This is a genomic window from Aquamicrobium sp. NLF2-7, assembly GCF_022359935.1.
Taxonomy (GTDB): domain Bacteria; phylum Pseudomonadota; class Alphaproteobacteria; order Rhizobiales; family Rhizobiaceae; genus Mesorhizobium; species Mesorhizobium lusatiense.
In genome coordinates, this window is record NZ_JAKSED010000005.1 from 14,477 (window position 1) to 33,770 (window position 19,294).

The 19,294-nt window shown below is 62.9% G+C and carries 22 protein-coding genes; 14 read left to right on the forward strand and 8 right to left on the reverse strand.

What is annotated here, in order from left to right; all coding sequences use genetic code 11:
* Nucleotides 1-9: 9 nt before the first annotated feature.
* On the forward strand, nucleotides 10-1,455 hold the full coding sequence (locus MIC97_RS21145) for a GGDEF domain-containing protein (RefSeq protein ID WP_239801928.1): 1,446 nt from the start codon (nucleotides 10-12) through the stop codon (nucleotides 1,453-1,455).
* A gap of 101 nt (nucleotides 1,456-1,556) precedes the next feature.
* Here the strand turns inward: MIC97_RS21145 and MIC97_RS21150 are convergent, their stop codons facing one another.
* From MIC97_RS21150 to trxC, 3 genes are read right to left on the reverse strand one after another with little or no spacing between them, the layout of a single operon-like run.
* Complete coding sequence (locus MIC97_RS21150) at nucleotides 1,557-1,934, reverse strand: DUF5368 family protein (RefSeq protein ID WP_239801929.1); 378 nt, start codon at nucleotides 1,932-1,934, stop codon at nucleotides 1,557-1,559.
* A gap of 12 nt (nucleotides 1,935-1,946) precedes the next feature.
* Nucleotides 1,947-3,239: an FAD/NAD(P)-binding oxidoreductase gene (locus MIC97_RS21155; protein WP_239801930.1), complete on the reverse strand. Its 1,293-nt coding sequence runs from the start codon at nucleotides 3,237-3,239 to the stop codon at nucleotides 1,947-1,949.
* A 17-nt stretch (nucleotides 3,240-3,256) separates the two neighbouring features.
* The gene (gene trxC / locus MIC97_RS21160) at nucleotides 3,257-3,721 is read right to left on the reverse strand and encodes a thioredoxin TrxC (RefSeq protein WP_239801931.1); all 465 of its coding nucleotides are present in this window, start codon (nucleotides 3,719-3,721) and stop codon (nucleotides 3,257-3,259) included.
* Between the two features lie 90 nt (nucleotides 3,722-3,811).
* Between trxC and MIC97_RS21165 the strand changes: the two genes are divergently transcribed.
* The 10 genes from MIC97_RS21165 to MIC97_RS21210 all read left to right on the forward strand — a co-directional run bounded on the left by MIC97_RS21165 (nucleotide 3,812) and on the right by MIC97_RS21210 (nucleotide 10,509).
* The gene (locus MIC97_RS21165) at nucleotides 3,812-4,132 is read left to right on the forward strand and encodes a metalloregulator ArsR/SmtB family transcription factor (protein WP_239801932.1); all 321 of its coding nucleotides are present in this window, start codon (nucleotides 3,812-3,814) and stop codon (nucleotides 4,130-4,132) included.
* Between the two features lie 55 nt (nucleotides 4,133-4,187).
* The gene (locus MIC97_RS21170) at nucleotides 4,188-5,393 is read left to right on the forward strand and encodes an MFS transporter (protein ID WP_239802056.1); all 1,206 of its coding nucleotides are present in this window, start codon (nucleotides 4,188-4,190) and stop codon (nucleotides 5,391-5,393) included.
* 114 nt (nucleotides 5,394-5,507) lie between these two features.
* Nucleotides 5,508-6,392 carry an MBL fold metallo-hydrolase gene (locus MIC97_RS21175; protein WP_239801933.1) on the forward strand — a complete coding sequence of 295 codons (885 nt, stop codon included), beginning with the start codon at nucleotides 5,508-5,510 and terminating at the stop codon, nucleotides 6,390-6,392.
* A gap of 5 nt (nucleotides 6,393-6,397) precedes the next feature.
* On the forward strand, nucleotides 6,398-6,706 hold the full coding sequence (locus MIC97_RS21180; RefSeq protein ID WP_133675278.1) for a metalloregulator ArsR/SmtB family transcription factor: 309 nt from the start codon (nucleotides 6,398-6,400) through the stop codon (nucleotides 6,704-6,706).
* Nucleotides 6,707-6,819: 113 nt separating this feature from the next.
* Nucleotides 6,820-7,041 (forward strand): DUF2892 domain-containing protein, encoded by a 222-nt coding sequence (locus MIC97_RS21185; protein WP_133675100.1) that lies wholly within the window; start codon nucleotides 6,820-6,822, stop codon nucleotides 7,039-7,041.
* On the forward strand, nucleotides 7,038-7,466 hold the full coding sequence (locus MIC97_RS21190; protein WP_133675099.1) for a YeeE/YedE family protein: 429 nt from the start codon (nucleotides 7,038-7,040) through the stop codon (nucleotides 7,464-7,466). The genes MIC97_RS21185 and MIC97_RS21190 overlap by 4 nt, the downstream gene beginning before the upstream one ends.
* Nucleotides 7,466-7,909 (forward strand): YeeE/YedE family protein, encoded by a 444-nt coding sequence (locus tag MIC97_RS21195; RefSeq protein WP_133675097.1) that lies wholly within the window; start codon nucleotides 7,466-7,468, stop codon nucleotides 7,907-7,909. The genes MIC97_RS21190 and MIC97_RS21195 overlap by 1 nt, the downstream gene beginning before the upstream one ends.
* Nucleotides 7,910-7,947: 38 nt before the next feature.
* A complete protein-coding gene (locus MIC97_RS21200) occupies nucleotides 7,948-8,274 on the forward strand; it encodes a TIGR01244 family sulfur transferase (protein ID WP_133675276.1) in 327 nt (108 codons plus the stop codon).
* Nucleotides 8,275-8,359: 85 nt separating this feature from the next.
* Nucleotides 8,360-10,144 carry a sulfate permease gene (gene sulP / locus MIC97_RS21205; RefSeq protein WP_208110828.1) on the forward strand — a complete coding sequence of 595 codons (1,785 nt, stop codon included), beginning with the start codon at nucleotides 8,360-8,362 and terminating at the stop codon, nucleotides 10,142-10,144.
* 8 nt (nucleotides 10,145-10,152) lie between these two features.
* Complete coding sequence (locus tag MIC97_RS21210; protein WP_133675272.1) at nucleotides 10,153-10,509, forward strand: response regulator; 357 nt, start codon at nucleotides 10,153-10,155, stop codon at nucleotides 10,507-10,509.
* Nucleotides 10,510-10,524: 15 nt separating this feature from the next.
* Here MIC97_RS21210 and MIC97_RS21215 read toward each other — a convergent pair whose 3' ends face one another.
* The 5 genes from MIC97_RS21215 to MIC97_RS21235 are packed head-to-tail and all read right to left on the reverse strand — an operon-like array spanning nucleotide 10,525 to nucleotide 14,639.
* On the reverse strand, nucleotides 10,525-11,052 hold the full coding sequence (locus tag MIC97_RS21215; protein ID WP_239801934.1) for a hypothetical protein: 528 nt from the start codon (nucleotides 11,050-11,052) through the stop codon (nucleotides 10,525-10,527).
* A 14-nt stretch (nucleotides 11,053-11,066) separates the two neighbouring features.
* A complete protein-coding gene (locus tag MIC97_RS21220; protein WP_239801935.1) occupies nucleotides 11,067-11,759 on the reverse strand; it encodes an ABC transporter ATP-binding protein in 693 nt (230 codons plus the stop codon).
* Nucleotide 11,760: 1 nt separating this feature from the next.
* Nucleotides 11,761-12,894, reverse strand: coding sequence for an ABC transporter permease (locus tag MIC97_RS21225; RefSeq protein ID WP_239801936.1), 1,134 nt, complete (start codon nucleotides 12,892-12,894; stop codon nucleotides 11,761-11,763).
* On the reverse strand, nucleotides 12,891-14,039 hold the full coding sequence (locus MIC97_RS21230; protein ID WP_024845338.1) for an efflux RND transporter periplasmic adaptor subunit: 1,149 nt from the start codon (nucleotides 14,037-14,039) through the stop codon (nucleotides 12,891-12,893). The genes MIC97_RS21225 and MIC97_RS21230 overlap by 4 nt, the downstream gene beginning before the upstream one ends.
* A 3-nt stretch (nucleotides 14,040-14,042) precedes the next feature.
* Nucleotides 14,043-14,639, reverse strand: a complete 597-nt coding sequence (locus tag MIC97_RS21235) for a TetR/AcrR family transcriptional regulator (RefSeq protein ID WP_239801937.1) — start codon at nucleotides 14,637-14,639, stop codon at nucleotides 14,043-14,045.
* A gap of 150 nt (nucleotides 14,640-14,789) precedes the next feature.
* Here MIC97_RS21235 and MIC97_RS21240 point away from each other — a divergent pair, with 150 nt between their 5' ends.
* From MIC97_RS21240 to MIC97_RS21250, 3 genes are all read left to right on the forward strand, one after another.
* Nucleotides 14,790-15,713: a LysR family transcriptional regulator gene (locus tag MIC97_RS21240; RefSeq protein ID WP_239801938.1), complete on the forward strand. Its 924-nt coding sequence runs from the start codon at nucleotides 14,790-14,792 to the stop codon at nucleotides 15,711-15,713.
* A gap of 186 nt (nucleotides 15,714-15,899) precedes the next feature.
* On the forward strand, nucleotides 15,900-17,135 hold the full coding sequence (chrA, locus tag MIC97_RS21245; protein ID WP_239801939.1) for a chromate efflux transporter: 1,236 nt from the start codon (nucleotides 15,900-15,902) through the stop codon (nucleotides 17,133-17,135).
* 120 nt (nucleotides 17,136-17,255) lie between these two features.
* Nucleotides 17,256-19,217, forward strand: a complete 1,962-nt coding sequence (locus MIC97_RS21250; protein WP_239801940.1) for a cation-translocating P-type ATPase — start codon at nucleotides 17,256-17,258, stop codon at nucleotides 19,215-19,217.
* Nucleotides 19,218-19,294 lie beyond the last annotated feature (77 nt).

Consider the following 19,294-nt stretch of genomic DNA (forward strand, 5'->3'; position numbering starts at 1 on the left):
AGCGTTACTGTGTTTCACAATCTGAAAGAGTTATATTCGCGGTTCGACTGGGTCGTAGGCGCAGCGCTATATTTTGCGAGCGCCGTTGTGATGATCCATGTCACAACCGATGGACGGGAGATCGCGGCGGTCTGGGCTGCAAATGCTGTTCTGGTGGGACTTCTTGCCTCGCAGGAGCGCCCCAAATGGGTTCCGGTAATAGCATCCGCTCTGGTTGCGAATACGATTGCAAATCTGCTGACGCGTGGTGACATTGCAGCCCCGATGTTTTTTGGGCTCGCGAACATGGCCGAGATCGTGATTGCGGTTTGGCTGCTTCGTGCTTCCATCGGCCCTGCGAGCGTCCTCAGTTCGCTCAATATTTTCATCAGATTTACCCTGATCGGATTCTTCGCCTCGACGATCAGCGGGTTTTTGGGAGCGGTTAGCGCTTGGTCCCTGTTGGGAGAGCCATTTCTGGCGTCCTGGATGGCGTGGACCCTGAGCGATGCGCTCGGACTTCTGGTCTTCGCGCCATTTTTCCTAGCCCTGTTCAAAGGAGATTATATCAAGTGCATTCAGGAAAAATCGCCGCTTCAGCGATTTGAGACCGCAACATTGCTGGGACTAACGCTTGCGGTCGCCTGGATACTCTTTTTTGTCGTTAGGAGCGCCCCGATTTTCATCCTGCTTGTGCCGACAATGCTTGTGACACTGCGGATTGGACAATTGGGTACAAAGGCGGCGGTCATGCTGATTGCGGCCGTCGGCCTCTCGTCGACCTTTCTGAAGACAGGACTCATCTATCGAGCGAGTGATTATAATGAACAGATTCTGATCCTTCAGATATTCCTGTTCGTCCTCCTCTTCAGCAGCCTACCTGTGGCGGCCGATCTCACGGCGCGCGGACGGGCGGTTGCCGCGCTCGGCCGCCGCGAGCAGGAGTTAAAGCAGATCGCGACAACCGATGCCCTCACCGGGCTGATGAACCGTTCAGCGTTCATCGACATCGCCGAGGAGGCGCTTTCCAGACCGGAGAACCAACAGGTTTGCCTTATCACGATCGACGTGGATCACTTCAAGCGCATCAATGATACGTTTGGCCATCATGCAGGGGATGAGGCTTTGCGGCATCTGGCGTCGGTCGCGAGCTCACATTTGCGCAGCATGGATGCACTGAGCCGCTTTGGCGGCGATGAATTCATGCTGCTCTTGCCTCACGCAAGTATCGTCGACGCAGAACGCATTTGCACGCGTCTCAGAAATAGCTTGCGGCGTACACCGCTTCGTCTCGAAGATGGCACAACGCTGATGATTTCGGTGAGCTGCGGGATTGCTGCTGCCGATAGTTTTGAGACATTTTCGGATTTGTCCAAACGAGCGGATGCGGCGCTTTATGACGCAAAATATGCGGGCCGGGGCACACATCGAACCGCACCCGAAGATCGTGCTCAGCGCCGGGTTCGCGTCGGCTAAGCCTCCGGTTTTTCGGTCCGTCCCGCCGGGTTGGCTTGCAGGCGCCGAGACAGCGCGTCGCGCTGTCTCCTCCTCCTCTGGTGCGGCATCTATCGGAGGAATCACGCGGACTTCAGGATCGAACGATGCTTGGCGGCGCATCTATTGGCCGCCAGGAAAAAAACCAGAGCACCAACCATGCTGCCCGGAACCAGCGCAAAGAGAACTGCGAAAAGATAATCGACGGGAGCCGCTAACGCACCCGCGCTCGTCGACGTCCAGACGGGAACGAGAAAGATAAAAATTGCCGTGGCTACGCCTCCGGCAATCAATGCGGCAGTCGCCGGGCGCTTGGCGGGCCTGCCGGCGGTCCGGAGCCTCATGATACCTGCGATGATGCCAATACCGAGAACCACAGCCAGCCCGGCCAGAGCCCACAACCACATACCCATGCTTTCGGCCAGGATGAAATAGATCGTCGTCAAATCGAAATCGCTCATGGTCTGTTCTCCCTATGCACGCCCGCGCAGCATGGCACGATAGGCCCCAAGCAGGCCCTTTTCCTCGATCAGCCAGGACACCCACAATTCCTTCAGCGGATCGATGAACGGGAAGGAGGGGATGAGATTGCCGTCATAGTCGAACTCGATCAGCATCGCCTTGCCGATCCCGGTCACCATCGGGCAGGAGGTGTAGCCATTGTAGACCGCCTGCGGGGCACGCCCTGCCGTTTCGGCGACGAGATTGTCGACGACCACGGGCACCTGCCACTTGACGCTAGCCGCCGTCTTGCCGCGCGGCACACCGGCAATGTCGCCGACCGCGAAGACGTTCGGATACCGCGGATGACGCAACGTCGCCCTGTCGGCTTCGATCCAGCCATCGGCGGCGAGTGCGCCGTCCTGCCAGGGTAGGGGACTTGCCAGAACCGCATCGGGCGCTCGCATGGGCGGCACGACATGGATGAAATCGTAATCGAGCGTGATGTCACCGCTATCGGTGGCGTAGGTCGCCTGCTTCGCGCCCGGATCGATCGCCTTCAGCACATGGCTGTAGTTGACGGCGATATCACGGCCGGCGAACATGTCCGTAACCTTGTCATTGACCGCCGCAACGGAAAAGACGGCGGGGTTATGTGCGTTGTAGATCAGTTCGACCGCGCCCCGGCGGGTTTTGCTGCGGGCCTTGTCATCGGTGATAAAGGTAATTTTCAGCGGAGCGCCGGCGCATTTCATCTCGCCGGCAGGGCGCCCGAAAAGGCCGACGCCGCCAGTGTCGATGAAGCGGTCAATCGCCGCTGCCGAGGCTCTGGCCTGCTCCGGCCCGGCATAGATCGAGGCAATGCCGTTTTCGCCGATCAGCGAAACATCCATGCCTTCGATGGCTTCGTAGTTGAGCTTGAGCCCGGTCGCGACCATCAGGAAATCGTAGTCGATCCGCTGGCCGGTGGTGGTCACCACGGCATTGGCTTCAGGATCGAACTCAGCGACAGCGGCTTCGACCCATTCGACGCCGCGCGGCATGTAGTCCACATTTCGCTCCGTCACCTGGGCGGGGGACCAGACGCCCGCGCCGACCAGCGTGAAGCCGGGCTGGAAATGATGTTCTTTCTTGGCGTCGATGATGGTGATGGTCGCGTTGGGCATGGCGCGACGGAGCCGAGATGCAAGCGCCAGACCAGCCGCGCCGGCGCCAGCGATGACGATGCGGGCTCGGGAATCGGACGTTTGAGCCTGCGCGGCTTGCGTACCCAAACCGACTGAGGCAAGAGCTGCGGCTCCCACCAGAAATTGCCGTCTTTCCATTTCTCTCTCCCTCGGAGTTAAGATGCTTTGTGCGCGGCGGGAGCCCGTGAGAGCTGGTCTTTGGCCCATCCGACGATTTGCTGGGTGTTCATGGCTCCGGATACGCGCCCGATCTCGCGGCCATCCGCGTAAAGCAGCATGGTCGGGATGCCCCGTATGTCGAGGCGGCCCGCGACGCCCTGATGCGCTTCGGAATTGAGCTTGAGCAGCCGCATGTCCGGTTCGAGAATGGCGGAAGCGGCCTCGAAGGCTGGCGCCATCATGCGGCAGGGGCCACACCAGGGCGCCCAGACATCGACCAGAACCGGAATGTCGGAGCGACCGGTCTGCCGCGCGAACATCTCGGCATCGGCGTCGAGCGGTTTGCCGCTGAACAGCGCATTGCCGCATTTTCCGCACTTGCCCGCCCCCGCGGGCTTGTCCGCAGGCACGCGATTGACCGCGCCACATCCGGGACAGACGATCTGGCGGTTACCAGACATATGATCGATACTCCGTTGACGGCCCGCCTCCGGCTTGATGGAGGCGGATTTCTGTTGACTAGATATACGCAATAACGTAGATACGCAAGAATGAATAGTAAAGTCGCCATCAACCCGGATGAAATGCGCGCCGCCGTCGATCAGGCGAGCGAGCTGATGAAAGCGTTGTCCAACCAGCACCGCCTCCTGATCCTTTGCCGCCTGATCGACGGAGAGAAGTCCGTCGGACAGCTCGCGGAGTTTGTGGGAATTCGCGATTCCACCGTTTCGCAGCATCTGGCCTTGCTGCGTCGTGAAGGCATCATCGCTAACCGCCGCGACGGGCAGACCATCTGGTATCGCATCGAATCCGACATCGCCCGCGAGGTCGTGAGCGTGCTCTACGCTCACTACTGCGCACCCGACACCTAACCCTAACGGCCCCACCCCTCGCGATGCTCTTCGCCAGGGCAAAGCGAGAATGGACATGACCCCGGACAATCAGACGTTTGCCCGACGCAATATCTATGTGCTCACCGCCGCGCAGGCGCTGGGCGCAGCAAGCCCGCCGATCATCATTTCGCTCGGGGGTCTTGTCGGGCAGCAGCTCTCGTCCGATCCGGCTTTGGTAACACTGCCGGTCAGCCTGTTCAATCTCGGCCTTGCCCTCGGCACGCTGCCGGCGGCCTTCGTCATGCGGCAGATCGGCCGGCGCAACGGCTACCTGCTCGGGACAAGTTTCGGCACGGCGGCCGGGCTGGTCGCGGCCTGGGGCATTTTCGCTGCGTCATTCGCGATCTTCTGCATCGGCACCTTCATTGCCGGCTTTTATGCCGCCTATGTGCAGAGCTATCGGTTTGCGGCGACCGATGCCGCAACTGGCGAACTCAAGGCCAAGGCGATTTCCTGGGTGATGATCGGTGGGTTGATCGCGGCGATCATCGGTCCACAACTCGTCATATGGACCCGCGATGCGGTTCCCGGCACGCCCTATGTCGGCAGCTTTCTCAGTCAGGCCGCACTTGCACTGATGGCGATTCCCGTCCTGTTGCTGTTGCGCACGCCAAAGGCAGCGGCAACAGGGAAAGGCCGCGTGGATACCGGACGGCCGTTGATGCAAATCCTCATGATGCCGCGCTACATGCTGGCGGTCGCGGCCGGCGTTGTCTCCTATGGGCTGATGGTGTTCGTGATGACGGCGGCCCCGATCGCCATGGTCGGCCATGGCCACTCGGTCGATCACGCCGCGCTCGGCATCCAGTGGCATGTGCTGGCGATGTTCGCGCCGAGCTTCGTCACCGGGCATCTGATGGCCCGCTTCGGCAAGGAGCGGGTGACGGCGTTCGGCCTGCTGCTGATCGCGGTGTCGGCAATCTTCGCGCTTTCCGGCCTGCAACTCGTCCATTTCTACGTGTCGCTCATCCTTTTGGGCGTCGGCTGGAATTTCGGCTTCATCGGCGCAACCGCCATGGTCACCGACTGCCATACCGATGCCGAGCGCGGAAAGGCGCAAGGGGCCAACGACTTCCTGATCTTCGGCACGGTGGCAGCCGCTTCCTTCTTCGCCGGCGCGTTGCTGCACGCCTCTGGATGGCAGACGATCAACTGGCTGATCTTCCCGGCCGTCGCCCTCATCCTCGTGCCCCTGCTTTGGCAGAGCGCCCGTACTGTCCCGGTGACGCCAGCGGAATAAGCGCTCTCAAACAATACCTTCAATCAGAAAATAACGCTTGCAAATTAATGCAAGCAACATTACCTGATCGTCAGCCGCATAGCGGTTGCCAGAAAAGAGCAAGAGGAACATTCCATGACAGCCAAGCCAGAAGTCACCGGCTTTTTTGATCCGCGCACCTGGTCGATCCAGTATGTCGTCGCCGACCCGGTGACAAAGAAGTGCGCCATCGTCGATCCGGTGTTGGATTATGACGAGAAGTCGGCGGCGACCGCGACCACCCATGCTGACGCCATTCTCAAATTCATCGCCGACAAGGGCTATGAGGTTGAATGGATCCTCGACACCCATCCCCATGCCGACCATTTTTCTGCTGCCGCCTATCTCAAGGACAAGACCGGCGCGCCAGCGGCCATCGGTGAGAAGGTCGTCGACGTCCAGAAGCTGTGGAAGGGCTTTTATAACTGGCCCGATTTCCCGGCTGATGGCTCGCAGTGGGACAAGCTCTTCGCCGATGGCGAAACCTTCAAGGTCGGCAATATCGATGCCAAGGTGATGTTCTCGCCCGGCCATACACTGGCCTCGATCACCTATGTGATCGGCGACGCGGCCTTCGTTCACGACACGCTGTTCATGCCTGACAGCGGCACGGCGCGCGCCGATTTCCCCGGCGGTAGCGCACAGCAATTGTGGAAATCGATCCAGGATATTCTGGCCTTGCCCGACGAGACCCGCATCTTCACCGGCCACGATTATCAGCCCGGCGGGCGCGAGCCCTTGTGGGAATCGACCGTCGCCGAGCAGAAAGCCAAGAACATCCATATGTCGGTTCACAAGACCGAAGCGGATTTCGTCGCTGCACGTGACGCGCGGGACAAGACGCTTGCTATGCCCAAGCTGATCCTGCACGCCTTGCAGATTAACACCAATGCGGGGCGGCTGCCTGCACCTGAAGACAATGGCAGGCGCTATCTCAAGATCCCGATGAACCTGCTCGAAGGCGCCGCCTGGGACGATTGATGGAAATGATGCTGATTTCGGATGAAGCCCGGGAGCTGAAGGGGAAGGTCGGTGAGGCCACCACTTTCCTCAAGAAACTTGCCAACCCCGATCGCCTGCTGGTCGCCTGCGCCCTCGTCGAGGGCGAACGCTCGGTGCGAGAACTCGAGGATGGGCTCGGGATTCGTCAGCCAGGTCTCTCCCAACAGCTCGCCGAACTGCGCGAGGCGGGCCTGATCGTCGGGCGGAAGGAAGGCAAGCAGGTCTTCTATCGGCTCGCCGATCCGCGTATCGAAAGCTTCATTCACACCATGCATCAGCTCTTCTGCAAATAGGCGGGCGGGACGCTGCCCAGGGTTTTCATTTGTCCTATATCTGCGTTATTGCGTAGATACAGAAATTCGACTATTCTACCTGTTCCAATCCTTACCAGAGAAAGAGAATAGCCATGAAATTCAATGTCGGAACCCCGGACCGCATCGCCCGCCTCATCATCGGCGTCCTCCTGCTGGTCGCCCCTTTCGTCACCGGCTGGGCGCTGTTCGCCAACCCGGTCTGGACCTGGGTCTTCGTCATCGTCGGGCTCGTGCTCGCGGTGACAGGCCTCGTCCGCTTCTGCCCGGCCTATGCGATTTTCAATCTTTCGACATCAAGGACCAAGGATAAATGACAGAGTTCACTCCATGGCTGTCGCTGTTCGGTGGCAGCCTGATCGGCCTTGCCGCCGTGCTGCTGATGGCGTTTCACGGCCGCATCGCCGGCATGACCGGAATCCTTTCCGGTCTCGTGCCGCCATTTTCTCATGACTGGGGCTGGCGGGCGGCCTTTCTTGCTGGCGCCGTCGGCGCGCCGGCTCTGATCGTCGCCATGTCCGGCTACACCATTCCTTTTGAAAGCCCCACACCCGCGCCCTGGCTGGTTGTCGGCGGGCTGATCGTTGGCGCCGGCGTCTATTTCGGCTCGGGCTGCACGTCCGGTCATGGCGTGTGCGGCATGGCGCGCGTCTCGCCGCGTTCCATCGTCGCAACGCTGACCTTCATGGTCTCGACCGCCATCACCGTCTTTGTCGTCCGCCATCTCATTGGAGGCTTGTAATGGCCCGTGTTCTTTCCGCTCTCATTATCGGACTGGTCTTCGGGTCAGGCATCGCGCTTTCGGGCATGGCCAATCCGGCCAAGGTGCTGAACTTCTTCGATTTTGCCGGAACCTGGGATCCCTCGCTCGCCTTCGTCATGGGCGGCGCGCTGATCGTCACGGCGATCGGCTATGCCTTGGTCCTCAAACGGGACGCTCCTGTGTTCGACCGCCTGTTCCATCTGCCGACGCGCCGGGATCTCGATTTTCCGCTGGTGGCCGGTTCCGCCGTGTTCGGCATCGGCTGGGGCATTACCGGCTTTTGCCCGGGTGGGGCCATTCCGGCATTGGGGCTGGGCCATGGCGATGCCTGGCTGTTCGTCGGTTCGATGGTTGGCGGCATCGCCGCCGCCCGGCTCGCCCGGCACACGCTGGCCACGCACGTGATGGCGAAAGCAAGTTGACTATGTGGCCCTTCAATCTCTTTTGGAAATCTGGAAAAATGAACATCAGGAAGATCGACGACCGATTTGCCACAACGGGCCAGGTCCGTCCTGACGACGTCGCGCAGCTGGCGCAGGACGGCTTTGCCGCTATCGTGTGCGCGCGGCCCGACAATGAGGAGCCGGGCCAGCCGGCCTTCGCGGCAATTGCCCGCGAAGCCGAAAAGCACGGCATGAAAGCGGTTCACATCCCCGTCACAGGCGCGCCGTCAGCTGCACAGGTCGACCGTTTCGAAGAAGCGATGGAGACTATCGACGGGCCGGTTTTGGGCTATTGTCGCTCCGGCGCCCGGTCGGCTGCGCTTTATTCGTCCATCGGACAGTAACCCCCACTGTCCGACCGGGCGCTGTCACACCCCCCCTCTACGTGACAGCGCCCGCCCCCATCTCCTCTTGCCGGCGCAATCGTTCATGATCAAAGCCTCCCGCTATTTCCCGTTCCTCCAATGGACCAAGACCTACGATGGGACGGTTCTGACCAGCGACCTGCTCGCGGCGGTGATCGTCACCATCATGCTGATCCCGCAATCGCTGGCATATGCGATGCTCGCCGGCCTGCCGCCTGAAGTCGGTCTTTACGCGTCGATCCTTCCGCTGGTCGCCTATGCGATCTTCGGCACCAGCCGCACGCTGGCGGTCGGACCGGTGGCCGTGGTCTCGTTGATGACGGCATCCGCGGTTGGGCAAATCGCCGCTGAGGGCACGCTCGACTACCTCACCGCCGCCATCCTCCTTGCGCTGCTGTCTGGCGGCATGCTCGTGGTTATGGGGATCTTCCGGCTCGGCTTCCTCGCCAATTTCCTGTCGCATCCGGTGATCTCGGGCTTCATCACCGCATCCGGGCTGCTGATCGCCGCCGGGCAACTGCGCCATATCTTTGGCGTTTCGGGCGGGGGTGACACTCTTCCTGAAATTCTCTTTTCCCTCGCGAACCAGCTTGGCGCCGTCGATCCGACGACGCTTGCCATCGGCATCGGCGTTCTGGCTTTCCTCTATTTCGCCCGCAAATATCTCAAACCGCTGCTGATCTCGATCCGCGTGCCCGCACGCCTTGCCGACATGATGGCCAAGGCCGCACCCATCCTTGCCGTCGCCGTGACAGTTGTCCTGGCCGCTGGCCTCGATCTCGGGTCACGCGGGGTCGCGCTCGTCGGCGAAATCCCGCAGGGTCTGCCCGCATTCGGCGCTCCTGCCCTTTCGCTTGACCTGATCTCGGCGCTGCTTGTGCCAGCCTTCCTGATTTCCGTGGTGGGCTTTGTCGAATCCGTGTCGGTCGGGCAGACGCTCGCCGCTAAGCGGCGGCAGCGTATCGATCCCGATCAGGAACTCATCGGTCTCGGCGCGGCCAACATTGCCGCCGGTCTCTCGTCCGGCTATCCGGTCACCGGAGGCTTCGCCCGCTCCGTCGTCAATTTCGATGCCGGGGCGCAGACACCTGCGGCCGGAGTGTTCACTGCGGTCGGCATCGCGCTCGCCGCATTGTTCCTGACGCCTTTGCTTGCCAGCTTACCGCAGGCGACGCTCGCCGCCACCATCATCGTCGCGGTGCTGTCACTAGTCGACTTCGGAACCGTGCGCCGGGTCTTTGCCTATTCTAAGTCCGATTTCGCCGCCATGGCCGCCACCATCCTGGTGACGCTGGGTTGGGGCGTTGAACTAGGCATCGTCGCCGGGGTCCTGTTGTCGCTGCTCCTGCACCTCTACCGCACCAGCAAGCCGCATACGGCCATCGTCGGGCAGGTGCCCGGCACCGAGCACTACCGCAACGTCGAGCGGCACGCCGTCATCACCAGCCCGAAAATCCTGTCGCTCCGCGTCGATGAGAGTCTTTATTTCGCCAATTCGCGGTTTCTCGAAGACACGGTTGCCGCCCAAGTTTCCGAGCGGCCGGACCTCGAGCACGTCATCCTGATGTGCTCGGCCGTCAATGCCATCGACGCATCGGCGCTGGAAAGCCTGGAGGAAATCAACCGTCGTCTCGCCGACGCAGGCATTGGGTTTCACCTTTCCGAGGTGAAGGGCCCGGTGATGGACCGGCTCAAAGGCACCGAGTTCCTCAAGCACCTCAACGGCAGGGTGTTCCTCAGCCAGCATGAGGCCGTTTCGATGCTCGATCGAAACCATACTGACGACAGTGAGGCGGCGAAGCCAACGTCGGAAGGAACGCAAACTTCTGCAGGCGCCCCCCGATCGTGAGCGAGTTGATGCATTCGAGCGAGCATGTCGTATTGGTTGTGGACGACCATCCTTTGATAAGGATGGATACGGCGGATCTCATCGTCTCCTGCGGATGCACGACGATCGAGGCGATTAACGCCGATGACGCCGTTGCGCATCTTGAGAGACGGTCAGATATCAGATGCGTGGTTACTGATGTCGAGATGCCCGGTGGTATGGACGGCATCCGACTGGCGAAGCTCATTCGGGCGCGATGGCCTGATATTGCTATCGTTGTCGTGAGTGGAAGGACGCTCGTGGATTCAGATGACCTGCCCGACGGGATACCGTTTCTAGCGAAGCCTTTGCGCCGTGATTGTCTCCGCCCCCACCTTAGACCCTGACAGTCTTGGTGCGTTTCAATCAATCAATCTGAGCTGAAGCTCCTCCCGCTCGGGCGGTATCGGTTGGAAACCGGAAACTGTTACACCTAGCAACCGGATGCCTTTGCTGAACGGAAACACCCCATCGAGAAGTGTGGCGGCCAGATCGATAAGATCGTTGCCGCCTGTCAATGCCTCTCCGATGGTCCTTGAACGTGTAACCTGCTGGAAGTCATTGTACTTGACTTTCACAGTGACCGTGCGTCCACGCGAACCCTTGGCTTCGCAAGACTGCCAGACTTTCTGGGTGAGGCGCTTTAGTTCGGCCTGCGCGACCTTGATATCGTAAATGTCCTCGGGAAACGTATCTTCTGTCCCACATAGTCCGATCCCTGCCAGCAGATAGGCGAAGCCGGCCACGAAGTTGAACCACAGCACGAATGGAACCACCGCTCCCATATCAGCGCCGCCGAAGAGCGCGCGGCCGCCCGAAATGACGGTGGCCAGGCCAAACACGACCGCCACACCGGAAGCGATGGAATGAGAGAGGGGTCTTGCGGTCATGGTGTCCTCCGGTATCAGGCGTCGGCCAGCCTGCCGTCGCGCAGGTGGATCAGGCGGTCGAAACGGTCAAAAATCTTCTCGTCATGGGTGACGGTGACGATGCAGGCTTCCTGCTCGACGGCAAGCTTGCGCAACAGATCCATCACCAGTCCGGCCCGCTTGCTGTCGAGCGCGGCGGTCGGTTCGTCGGCCAGAATGATGCGGGGGCGGTTGGCCAGCGCCCGCGCAATGGCCACCCGCTGCGCCTCGCCACCTGACAGGAGCGCCGGCTTGGCCGCGGCGCGACGGCTGACTTCAAGATAATCGAGCAGTTCGCGTACTCGCGCCTGACCCTTCTCAACCGACCAGCCGGCGAGATGAAGGACCACGGCGACGTTCTCCTCGGCGGTCAGGAAAGGCAAAAGGTTATGTGTCTGGAAGATGAAACCGATCTTGTCGAGCCTGAGCCTCCTCAGGTCGTGCCGCAGCCATTGCCCGTCGAACACCGTCTCGCCGTCCAGCGTTACCTTGCCCGCCGATGGCGCGAGGATGCAGCCGATGACGTTGAGCAGCGTGGTTTTGCCCGAGCCGGAGGGGCCAAGAAGCGCGATCACCTCTCCGGCGCGGACCTGAAGGTCGACGTCGCGCAGCGCATCGACACGGGTTTCGCCCTCGCCAAAATGCTTGGCCACACCCTTCACGTCGATCAGGATTTCGCCGTCCGTCATGTCAGCTCCCCAGGGCCGTGGCCGGATCGACCTTCATTGCCGCCCGCACGCCAAGGCCTGAGGCGGCGATGCAGACGGCGAAGATGATCCCGGCCAGCACCATCACATTGAACGGTTCCAGCACCACCCGGCGCGGGAAATAGTCCTTCACCGTCAGGATCAGCACGAGCCCGATCCCCCAGCCTGAAGCGCCGAGGATCAGCGCCTGCTGCACGATCAGCCCGATGATGGTGCGGTCGGGCGCGCCGATCAGCTTCAGCGTGGCGATCTGCTTCAGCTTCTCCATCGTCATCGTGTAGATGATGAGCGCGATCACTACCGCTGAAACACTGAGCAGGATGCCGAGAAACAGGCCGATTTGCCGCCGCGCCAGATCGACCACCGAGGAGACCAGAATGTCCTCCTGCTCGGCTTGCGTCAGCGCCGCCAGATGTTTCCATTGCCGTACTGTTGCAGTCAGCAGTTCGACATCCGCGCCCGGCGCTACCCGCGCGATCACGGCCGCGACCGAGGCGGACTTGACCGAAACGGCGCCCCGTGCCGCCTGAACGCGCTGGGCTGCGGGGTCAAGCTCGGTCTGTAGCGCCATCGCGTCCGCCAGCGTGATATAGACCGCCGGATCACCGCCTGCGTTCATTGCCCCTTCGACCAGCCCGACCACGGTGAAACGGTTGCGCCCGAGACGGATCGTCTCGCCAGTCAGAAGTCCGGCCTTGCGATCTGCCACCAGTTCGAAATGGCTTGTACCGATGCCGCGCCCCTCGGCGATGCGCTGCGGGCCGCCGGGATGGCCCGGCTCATAACCGATGACGTAGAGCCGCAGCGATGCGCCGGCATGGGAAGCCTCGATGTTCTGGAAGTTGATCGCCCCGGCTTGGGCGACGCCAGGCATCCGCGCCACCGCATCGCGCGTGGTCAGCGGGATGTTCGAGGCTTCGGCGAACGGCCCCTTGGTGCCGCTCTCGACCACCCAGACATCCGCCGCCGGGGCTTTCACCACAGCCAGGGCATCGGCGACAAGACCGTTATAGATGCCGATCATCGACAGCACGACCGTCATCAGGAGCCCCAGCCCGAAACAGGTGAGGACGAAGCGGAACAGCCCGTGCCTTATATCCTTGAGGGCAAGGTTCATGGCGTGGCGATGATCCGCACCCGCCGCCCCTCGGTTGCGCCTTGCGGCATCCGGGCGACGATGGCGGTGCTATCCGGCAGACTGCCCGTGACTTCGACCCGGCCACGATCATCGCGCGCGCCAAAAGTCAGTTCGGCCTGCTCCAGCCGTCCGTCCCGCACCAGCCAGACCTGGCCGCGATGTCCGTCGAAACCGGTGATCGCCACCTCCGGTACCATCAGCGCACTGTCACGGTTGCCGGTGGTGATGCGTACTTCGGCCTGTTCGCCGAGATACATAGGCTCGGGGCAGTCCGTGCAGGTCAGCCAGATCCGGCGTTCCTCGTTGACCCGGTCGCTTTCAAGCCCGATGCGGGCGATAATGCCTTGGAACTCAGCCTGCGGCTGCGAGCGCAGCCGGATCGTGCCAGGCTGGCCAAGCGCAAGCTGGCCGGCGCGCTCCTCATCGACATAGGCCTGGATCCAGACCGTTTCGGGAGCGATCAGGGTGAAGATCGGGTCGCCGGCCCGCACCACCGTTCCCGCTTCGGCATGGCGCGTGATAATCACCGCGTCATAGGGTGCGGTCAGCCGATGACGGGCGAGAAGGACCTTCTCCTGTTGCAGGGCGGCCGCCGCATCCACGCTCTGAGCACGGATCACCGCCACATCCGCCTCGGCGACCGCAAGATCGGCACGGGCCACATCTTCGTCGCGCTGCGCTTCCTCGGCGCGCTGGATCGAGGTCACATCGCGCTGCGCTAATCCCTGCTGACGTTGGTTTGCCGCTTGGCGCTGCGCCAATACGGTGCGGGCACGCGCCACCGTGGCCTCGGCGCGGGCGAGGGCGGCGACATTGGCCTCGACCGCGGCGCGGGCGCGGGCGGTGCGCGCCTCCTGCTCGGCTGGATCGAGGGTCGCCAGTTCCTGCCCCCTGACGACCCGGTCCCCGACGTCGGTGGCCAGCCCGGTCAGGGCAGCCCCAACCTCGAATCCAACCCGGCTGAGAATCCGTGCCTCGACCGAGCCGAGGCCGTAGATGCGCAGGGCCACATCCTGCTCGGGCTGCACCACGCTGACCGAGAGCGGCCGCTCGGTGAGGAACAGCACACCCGCGCCCAGCACCAGAACCGCTGCCACCGCACCGAACATCCACCGACGCCGCATGGCCTAATCCTCCTTCGCGGCCAGTAGCCGCAATTGCACGTCGAGGAGTCGCTTTCCTTCCCCGATCAGGGAGAAGTTGCGCGCCCCGAGCGACCAGCGGATCGCCATCCCCTGCACCAGCGACGTCAACAGAACGGCGGCATCCTCCGGGGCGACTTCGCGGCGCAAGAAGCCAGCGTCCTGACCGCGAGCCAGTTCGGCCACGATCAAACCCTGAAACTTCATCAGCAGGCCGTGAAAGGCCGCACGCAAATCCTCATTGCCGACATTCAGCTCGCGCGAGAACAGCAGCATCGGTAGCGCCGGTGTGGAAACAATCTGCCCCAGTTGTGCGCCCACCAGCGCCTTGATCCGATCGATGGGGCCATCAGTCCCAGCCAGGGCCCGTTCCCATTCCATAGCCAGTTCCCCGGCGACATGATCCGCCACGGCAAGCCACATCGCGGCCTTGGTCGGGAAATGCCGGAACAGGGCCGCCTGGCTTACTCCGACAGCCGATGCGGCAGCGCCCGTCGTCACCCGGTCCGGCCCGATCCGGTCGGCGAGGTCGAGGACGGCGGCGACGATTTCGGCCTTGCGCAATTCTGCGGATTTTCGCATAAAACACCTAGTAAGTGAGTAGTCACATACTTAAGTGAAGCAATGATCGTGGTCAAGCTTTTCTGACGAGCACAACGAACGCGCGGTGTTTCCGGCAAGATGTCGACAAGCTGCCGGCAGTGGGAGCAGATTTGCAAAGGGTGATCCTTCATGGATGCACAGAACCAGAACTGGGACGATCTGCGCTTCTTTCTCGCCGTTTCCCGGGCGGGCACGCTGTCTGGAGCCGCACGCAGCCTTGGCGTAACGCATTCGACCGTGTTTCGCCGTCTCGGCGCCTTCGAGGAACGTCTGGGCGTCCGGCTCTTCGAGCGGTTGCCGGACGGCTATGCGCTGACGGGCGCCGGAGAGGCCATGCAGGAGACCGCCATCCGGATCGACGAGGAAGTTATCGCCCTGTCGCGACAGGTGACCGGACAGGACCAGCGCCTGAGCGGGCTTATCCGCATCACAGCCATCGATATGCTGGCGATCGGGTTATTGCCGTCGCATTTGGCGGCCTTTCATGCAGCGCAGCCAGGGATCGAATTGGAAGTGATCGTTTCGGACACTCCCCTGGACCTGACCCGACGCGAGGCCGATGTCGCACTGCGCATCGGCAACACGCCGCAGGAAACATTGGTCGGCCGCCGGGTTGGGCGGCTGGCCTTCGGAGCCTATGCCTCGGCAGAACGCGCGGCTCAAGGGATTGATGAGGATCTTGCCGGCAGCGACTGGATCGGCTTCGGCCGGTCACATGGGGCGATCGGCCATCAGTTGGCGGATTGGCTGCCGAAAATGCGGCCGATCTATCGCACCAATTCGATCTCGGCTGCGATTGCCGCGGCAAGGGCCGGAATCGGCCTTGCGCCGCTGCCCTGCGCCGTGGCCGACCGCACCCCCGACCTTGTCCGGATCGCCATGTTTCCGGAAGATTTCCGGCTCGATCTGTGGCTGCTGACCCATGAGGATCTGCGCAACACCGCCCGTATCCGTGCCTTTGTGGACTTCATGGCTGATGCGCTCGCCACCGACGCCGACCTGCTGGAGGGCCGTCGTCCGCAGGCTGGTCCTCCCCGGACAACCACGCCATGATTCATCCGTTATCTCTCTTGCGGGGTGCGGTCCTGTGGACACTACTTGCGATGCTGAGGCAACGACGAGGGGCGTGCTTTGGCAGTCACCTGTCTGTTCCATTGCCCCACGACAGGGACAATGATCGCATGCGGCCTCTCAGGGCGTCTGGCGTGCCCCGGAAATCGCGAGCATCACGGAGAGATCATGCCCGCCAATGACACGCTGAATGCCGCGGCCCAAAGCCGACGACAAGGAACGCCCGGCGAGGTTCTGGCCGCCTTCCTGAAACTGGGCCTGACCTCCTTCGGGGGACCGATCGCGCATCTGGGCTATTTCCGTGAGGAATTCGTTGCCCGGCGCGGCTGGATCGACGATCGTGGCTACGCCGATCTGGTCGCGCTGTGCCAGTTCCTTCCTGGGCCAGCATCCAGCCAGGTCGGCTTCGCTCTGGGTCTGCAGCGTGCCGGGCCGGCGGGTGCGCTGGCCGCTTGGCTTGGTTTTACCTTGCCTTCCGCCCTGCTGTTGATGCTGTTCGCGCTCGGAGCGGGGGCGTTTTCAGGCCCGCTCGGCATCGGGGTGCTGCACGGGTTGAAACTGGTCGCGGTGGCCATCGTGGCGCAGGCGGTCTGCGGGATGGCGCGCACGCTTTGTCCCGACCGCTCACGCCAGACGATCGCGCTCGCCGCCGTATTGATGGCGGTGCTGATCGGGGGAGCCACGGGTCAGCTGGGTGCAATCCTGCTCGGTGGGCTCGCCGGGCTCTGGCTTTGCCGGGACACGGCGGGAGCGCCGGGTGAAGCGCTGCATTTCCCGGTTTCGCGGCAGGCGGGAATAATCGCGCTGGCCCTGTTCTTCATCCTGATCTTCGGCCTGCCGCTAGCTGTGATGCTATTTCCCGCGCAGGGCCTGGCGGTGATCGACGCCTTCTATCGCGCTGGTGCGCTGGTATTTGGCGGCGGCCATGTGGTCTTGCCTTTGCTGGAAGCCGAAGTGGTTCGCCCGGGCTGGGTCACGCCCGATGCGTTCCTGTCCGGCTATGGCGCGGCCCAGGCGGTGCCGGGGCCGCTCTTCACCTTCGCCGGCTATCTCGGCATGCTGCTCGAACCCGGCCCGAACGGGATCGCCGGCGCGACGCTTGCCCTTTTTGCGATCTTCCTGCCGGGCTTCCTGCTGCTTGTCGGCGCGCTGCCGTTCTGGAACACGCTGCGCGCACGCTCCGGCGTGCGGGCGCCGATGGCAGGGGCCAATGCCGCGGTGGTCGGCATTCTGGGCGCCGCGCTCTACGATCCGCTCTGGACCAGCTCGGTCGGTTCGCCCCGTGACTTTGCGCTGGCGCTGACCTGCTTCGTGGCCCTGATGAGCTGGAAATTCCCGCCATCGCTCGTGGTGTTGATTGCGGCTGCCGGCGGCGCGATCCTGGAGGTAAGCTCGATGTCGTAATGGAAAAAGAATAGCGACCAGGAGCCTGATCGACCGGGAATGTAACGCCAGCCCATCCGGCGCATCATCGCCGGTCTCCCCCAGCCACTGCCGCCGTCGCGGCACAGCCAGGAACACAAATTGCAAATCGACCTTTCTTCCGACCGCTTCAAGACAGCATTGACCGGCATCACGCTTGCCGGGATGGCGCTTGCGACTGTCGATGCCTTCTTGATCCCCGGTCTTTGGGGACCGGTCGGTCTCGTGCTGGTCTATCTGGCCGGTGGTGTGCCGACCGGGGTCCGGGCCCTGATGTCGCTCTGGCGCGAGCGGATTCTCGACATCGATCTTCTGATGATCGTGGCCGCCCTTGCCGCCGCCGCGGTGGGTGCTGCGCTCGAAGGGGCGGTGCTGCTGACGCTGTTCAGCCTCTCGACCACGTTGGAGCAGCGGGCGATGGGCCGGGCACGCCATGCCGTCGAGGCGCTGATGGCGCTGCGTCCCGACACCGCGCTCAGGCGCGCTCCTGACGGCACCATCACGGAAGTTTCGGTGGGCGATCTCGTGGCCGGCGACCTGGTGGTGCTGCGCCCCGGTGCGCGTGTGCCGGCCGATGGCGAGGTGGCGGAAGGGGAAGGCTCGCTCGATGAGGCGACGATCACCGGCGAATCGATGCCGGTCGGCAAAAGTCGCGGTGCTAAGGTGTTTGAGGCCACGGTGAACCTCAACGCCGTGCTGGTGGTGCGCGTCACCCGCCCGGTCGCGGAAAGCACCGTGGCGCGAATGATCGAACTGGTGACCGAGGCTCAGGCCGCGCGCGCTCCTTCCGAACGGTTCAGCGCCTGGTTCGGCCAGCGCTATACCATCGCGGTGCTGGCCGGCGCGATACTGGCTCTCGTTATATTCCTCGCACTCGGCTGGACAATGCAGGATGCGCTTTATCGCGCCGCGACGCTGCTGGTCGCGGCCAGCCCCTGCGCGGTAGTGATATCGGTCCCGGCCGCGATCCTCTCGGCATTGGCGGCGGCCGCGCGCGGCGGCGTGCTGTTCAAGGGTGGCGCGGCGCTGGAGACGCTGGCAGATGTCGATATCTTCGCCTTCGACAAGACCGGTACGCTGACCACAGGCAAGGCCGAGGTGACGCAGGTGATGGCGTCGGAATCGGGAGCACAGGCCGAAGAGCGGTTCCTGTCATTGATCGCCGGTCTCGAGGCGCATTCCGAACATCCAATTGCCGATGCGATCCGCCGCCACATCGACGAAAAAGGCATAATCGCCGCCGAGGTGCGCGATGTGGAAACCGTGCCCAGTGAGGGGATTACGGGGGAGGATGCCGTGGGCTCGCTCTGGGCCGGCAATCCGCGCATGGCCGCGCGCATGGGCGCATCGCTCGACGCACCCGAATTTGCGCAGCTGACGGACGGCAGCCAGACCGTGGTGTGGCTGGGGCGGGGAGATCGGGTCTATGGTGCGCTCACCGTCGCCGACCGCCCGCGCGAGACCTCGGCCGCCGGACTGGCTGCGCTCAGGACGGCTGGGGTGGGCACTATCGCCATGATGACCGGCGACCGGCGCCCTGTCGGCTTGCGGATCGCCGCGGAACTCGGACTGGAGGCAAAGGATGTCCATGCCGATCTTCTGCCTGAAGACAAGGTCCGGCTGGTGGGCGAACTGGCGAAGAATGGAAAGGTGGCCTTTGTCGGCGACGGGGTGAACGACGCCGCCGCGCTGGCGCGGGCCGATGTCGGCATCGCCATGGGCGCAGCGGGCAGCGACGTCGCCTTGCAGGCAGCCGACGTCGCGCTGTTGTCGGAGGACATGGCCCGCCTTGCCGCCGCGCATCGGTTGGCGCGCCGTACCCGACGGATCATTCGTCAGAATCTGATTTTCGCCATCGGCATGATGCTGCTTCTGGTCGCCTCGAGCCTGTTCTTCGCCCTGCCGCTGCCGCTCGCGGTCGTCGGACACGAAGGCGGCACGGTGCTGGTGGTGCTGAACGGCCTCAGGCTGCTCGCCGACCCGATCCGGGGGCGCAGTGCGACCTCACTGCGACGCCAACCCGACGCCGGCCCTGTAGAGCCTTCATACCAGTCAGGGGTTTGACCGGATGACGGCAATCCCGCCCGAAACCCGCGTAGATGAGGAACCGGCCGCTCTTCAGTAGGCGTCGAATGCCGGTC

What these genes read in the sequence shown, in the direction of transcription:
- MIC97_RS21235 (WP_239801937.1), bottom strand. Translation starts at nt 14,639, where the DNA reads ATGCGAAAATCCGCAGAATTGCGCAAGGCCGAAATCGTCGCCGCCGTC.
- MIC97_RS21175 (WP_239801933.1), top strand. Translation starts at nt 5,508, where the DNA reads ATGACAGCCAAGCCAGAAGTCACCGGCTTTTTTGATCCGCGCACCTGG.
- MIC97_RS21200 (WP_133675276.1), top strand. Translation starts at nt 7,948, where the DNA reads ATGAACATCAGGAAGATCGACGACCGATTTGCCACAACGGGCCAGGTC.
- sulP (WP_208110828.1), top strand. Translation starts at nt 8,360, where the DNA reads ATGATCAAAGCCTCCCGCTATTTCCCGTTCCTCCAATGGACCAAGACC.
- MIC97_RS21220 (WP_239801935.1), bottom strand. Translation starts at nt 11,759, where the DNA reads ATGACGGACGGCGAAATCCTGATCGACGTGAAGGGTGTGGCCAAGCAT.
- MIC97_RS21180 (WP_133675278.1), top strand. Translation starts at nt 6,398, where the DNA reads ATGATGCTGATTTCGGATGAAGCCCGGGAGCTGAAGGGGAAGGTCGGT.
- MIC97_RS21190 (WP_133675099.1), top strand. Translation starts at nt 7,038, where the DNA reads ATGACAGAGTTCACTCCATGGCTGTCGCTGTTCGGTGGCAGCCTGATC.
- MIC97_RS21150 (WP_239801929.1), bottom strand. Translation starts at nt 1,934, where the DNA reads ATGAGCGATTTCGATTTGACGACGATCTATTTCATCCTGGCCGAAAGC.
- MIC97_RS21230 (WP_024845338.1), bottom strand. Translation starts at nt 14,039, where the DNA reads ATGCGGCGTCGGTGGATGTTCGGTGCGGTGGCAGCGGTTCTGGTGCTG.
- MIC97_RS21210 (WP_133675272.1), top strand. Translation starts at nt 10,153, where the DNA reads ATGCATTCGAGCGAGCATGTCGTATTGGTTGTGGACGACCATCCTTTG.
- MIC97_RS21195 (WP_133675097.1), top strand. Translation starts at nt 7,466, where the DNA reads ATGGCCCGTGTTCTTTCCGCTCTCATTATCGGACTGGTCTTCGGGTCA.
- trxC (WP_239801931.1), bottom strand. Translation starts at nt 3,721, where the DNA reads ATGTCTGGTAACCGCCAGATCGTCTGTCCCGGATGTGGCGCGGTCAAT.
- MIC97_RS21225 (WP_239801936.1), bottom strand. Translation starts at nt 12,894, where the DNA reads ATGAACCTTGCCCTCAAGGATATAAGGCACGGGCTGTTCCGCTTCGTC.
- MIC97_RS21240 (WP_239801938.1), top strand. Translation starts at nt 14,790, where the DNA reads ATGGATGCACAGAACCAGAACTGGGACGATCTGCGCTTCTTTCTCGCC.
- MIC97_RS21165 (WP_239801932.1), top strand. Translation starts at nt 3,812, where the DNA reads ATGAATAGTAAAGTCGCCATCAACCCGGATGAAATGCGCGCCGCCGTC.
- MIC97_RS21170 (WP_239802056.1), top strand. Translation starts at nt 4,188, where the DNA reads ATGACCCCGGACAATCAGACGTTTGCCCGACGCAATATCTATGTGCTC.
- MIC97_RS21155 (WP_239801930.1), bottom strand. Translation starts at nt 3,239, where the DNA reads ATGGAAAGACGGCAATTTCTGGTGGGAGCCGCAGCTCTTGCCTCAGTC.
- MIC97_RS21185 (WP_133675100.1), top strand. Translation starts at nt 6,820, where the DNA reads ATGAAATTCAATGTCGGAACCCCGGACCGCATCGCCCGCCTCATCATC.
- chrA (WP_239801939.1), top strand. Translation starts at nt 15,900, where the DNA reads ATGCCCGCCAATGACACGCTGAATGCCGCGGCCCAAAGCCGACGACAA.
- MIC97_RS21215 (WP_239801934.1), bottom strand. Translation starts at nt 11,052, where the DNA reads ATGACCGCAAGACCCCTCTCTCATTCCATCGCTTCCGGTGTGGCGGTC.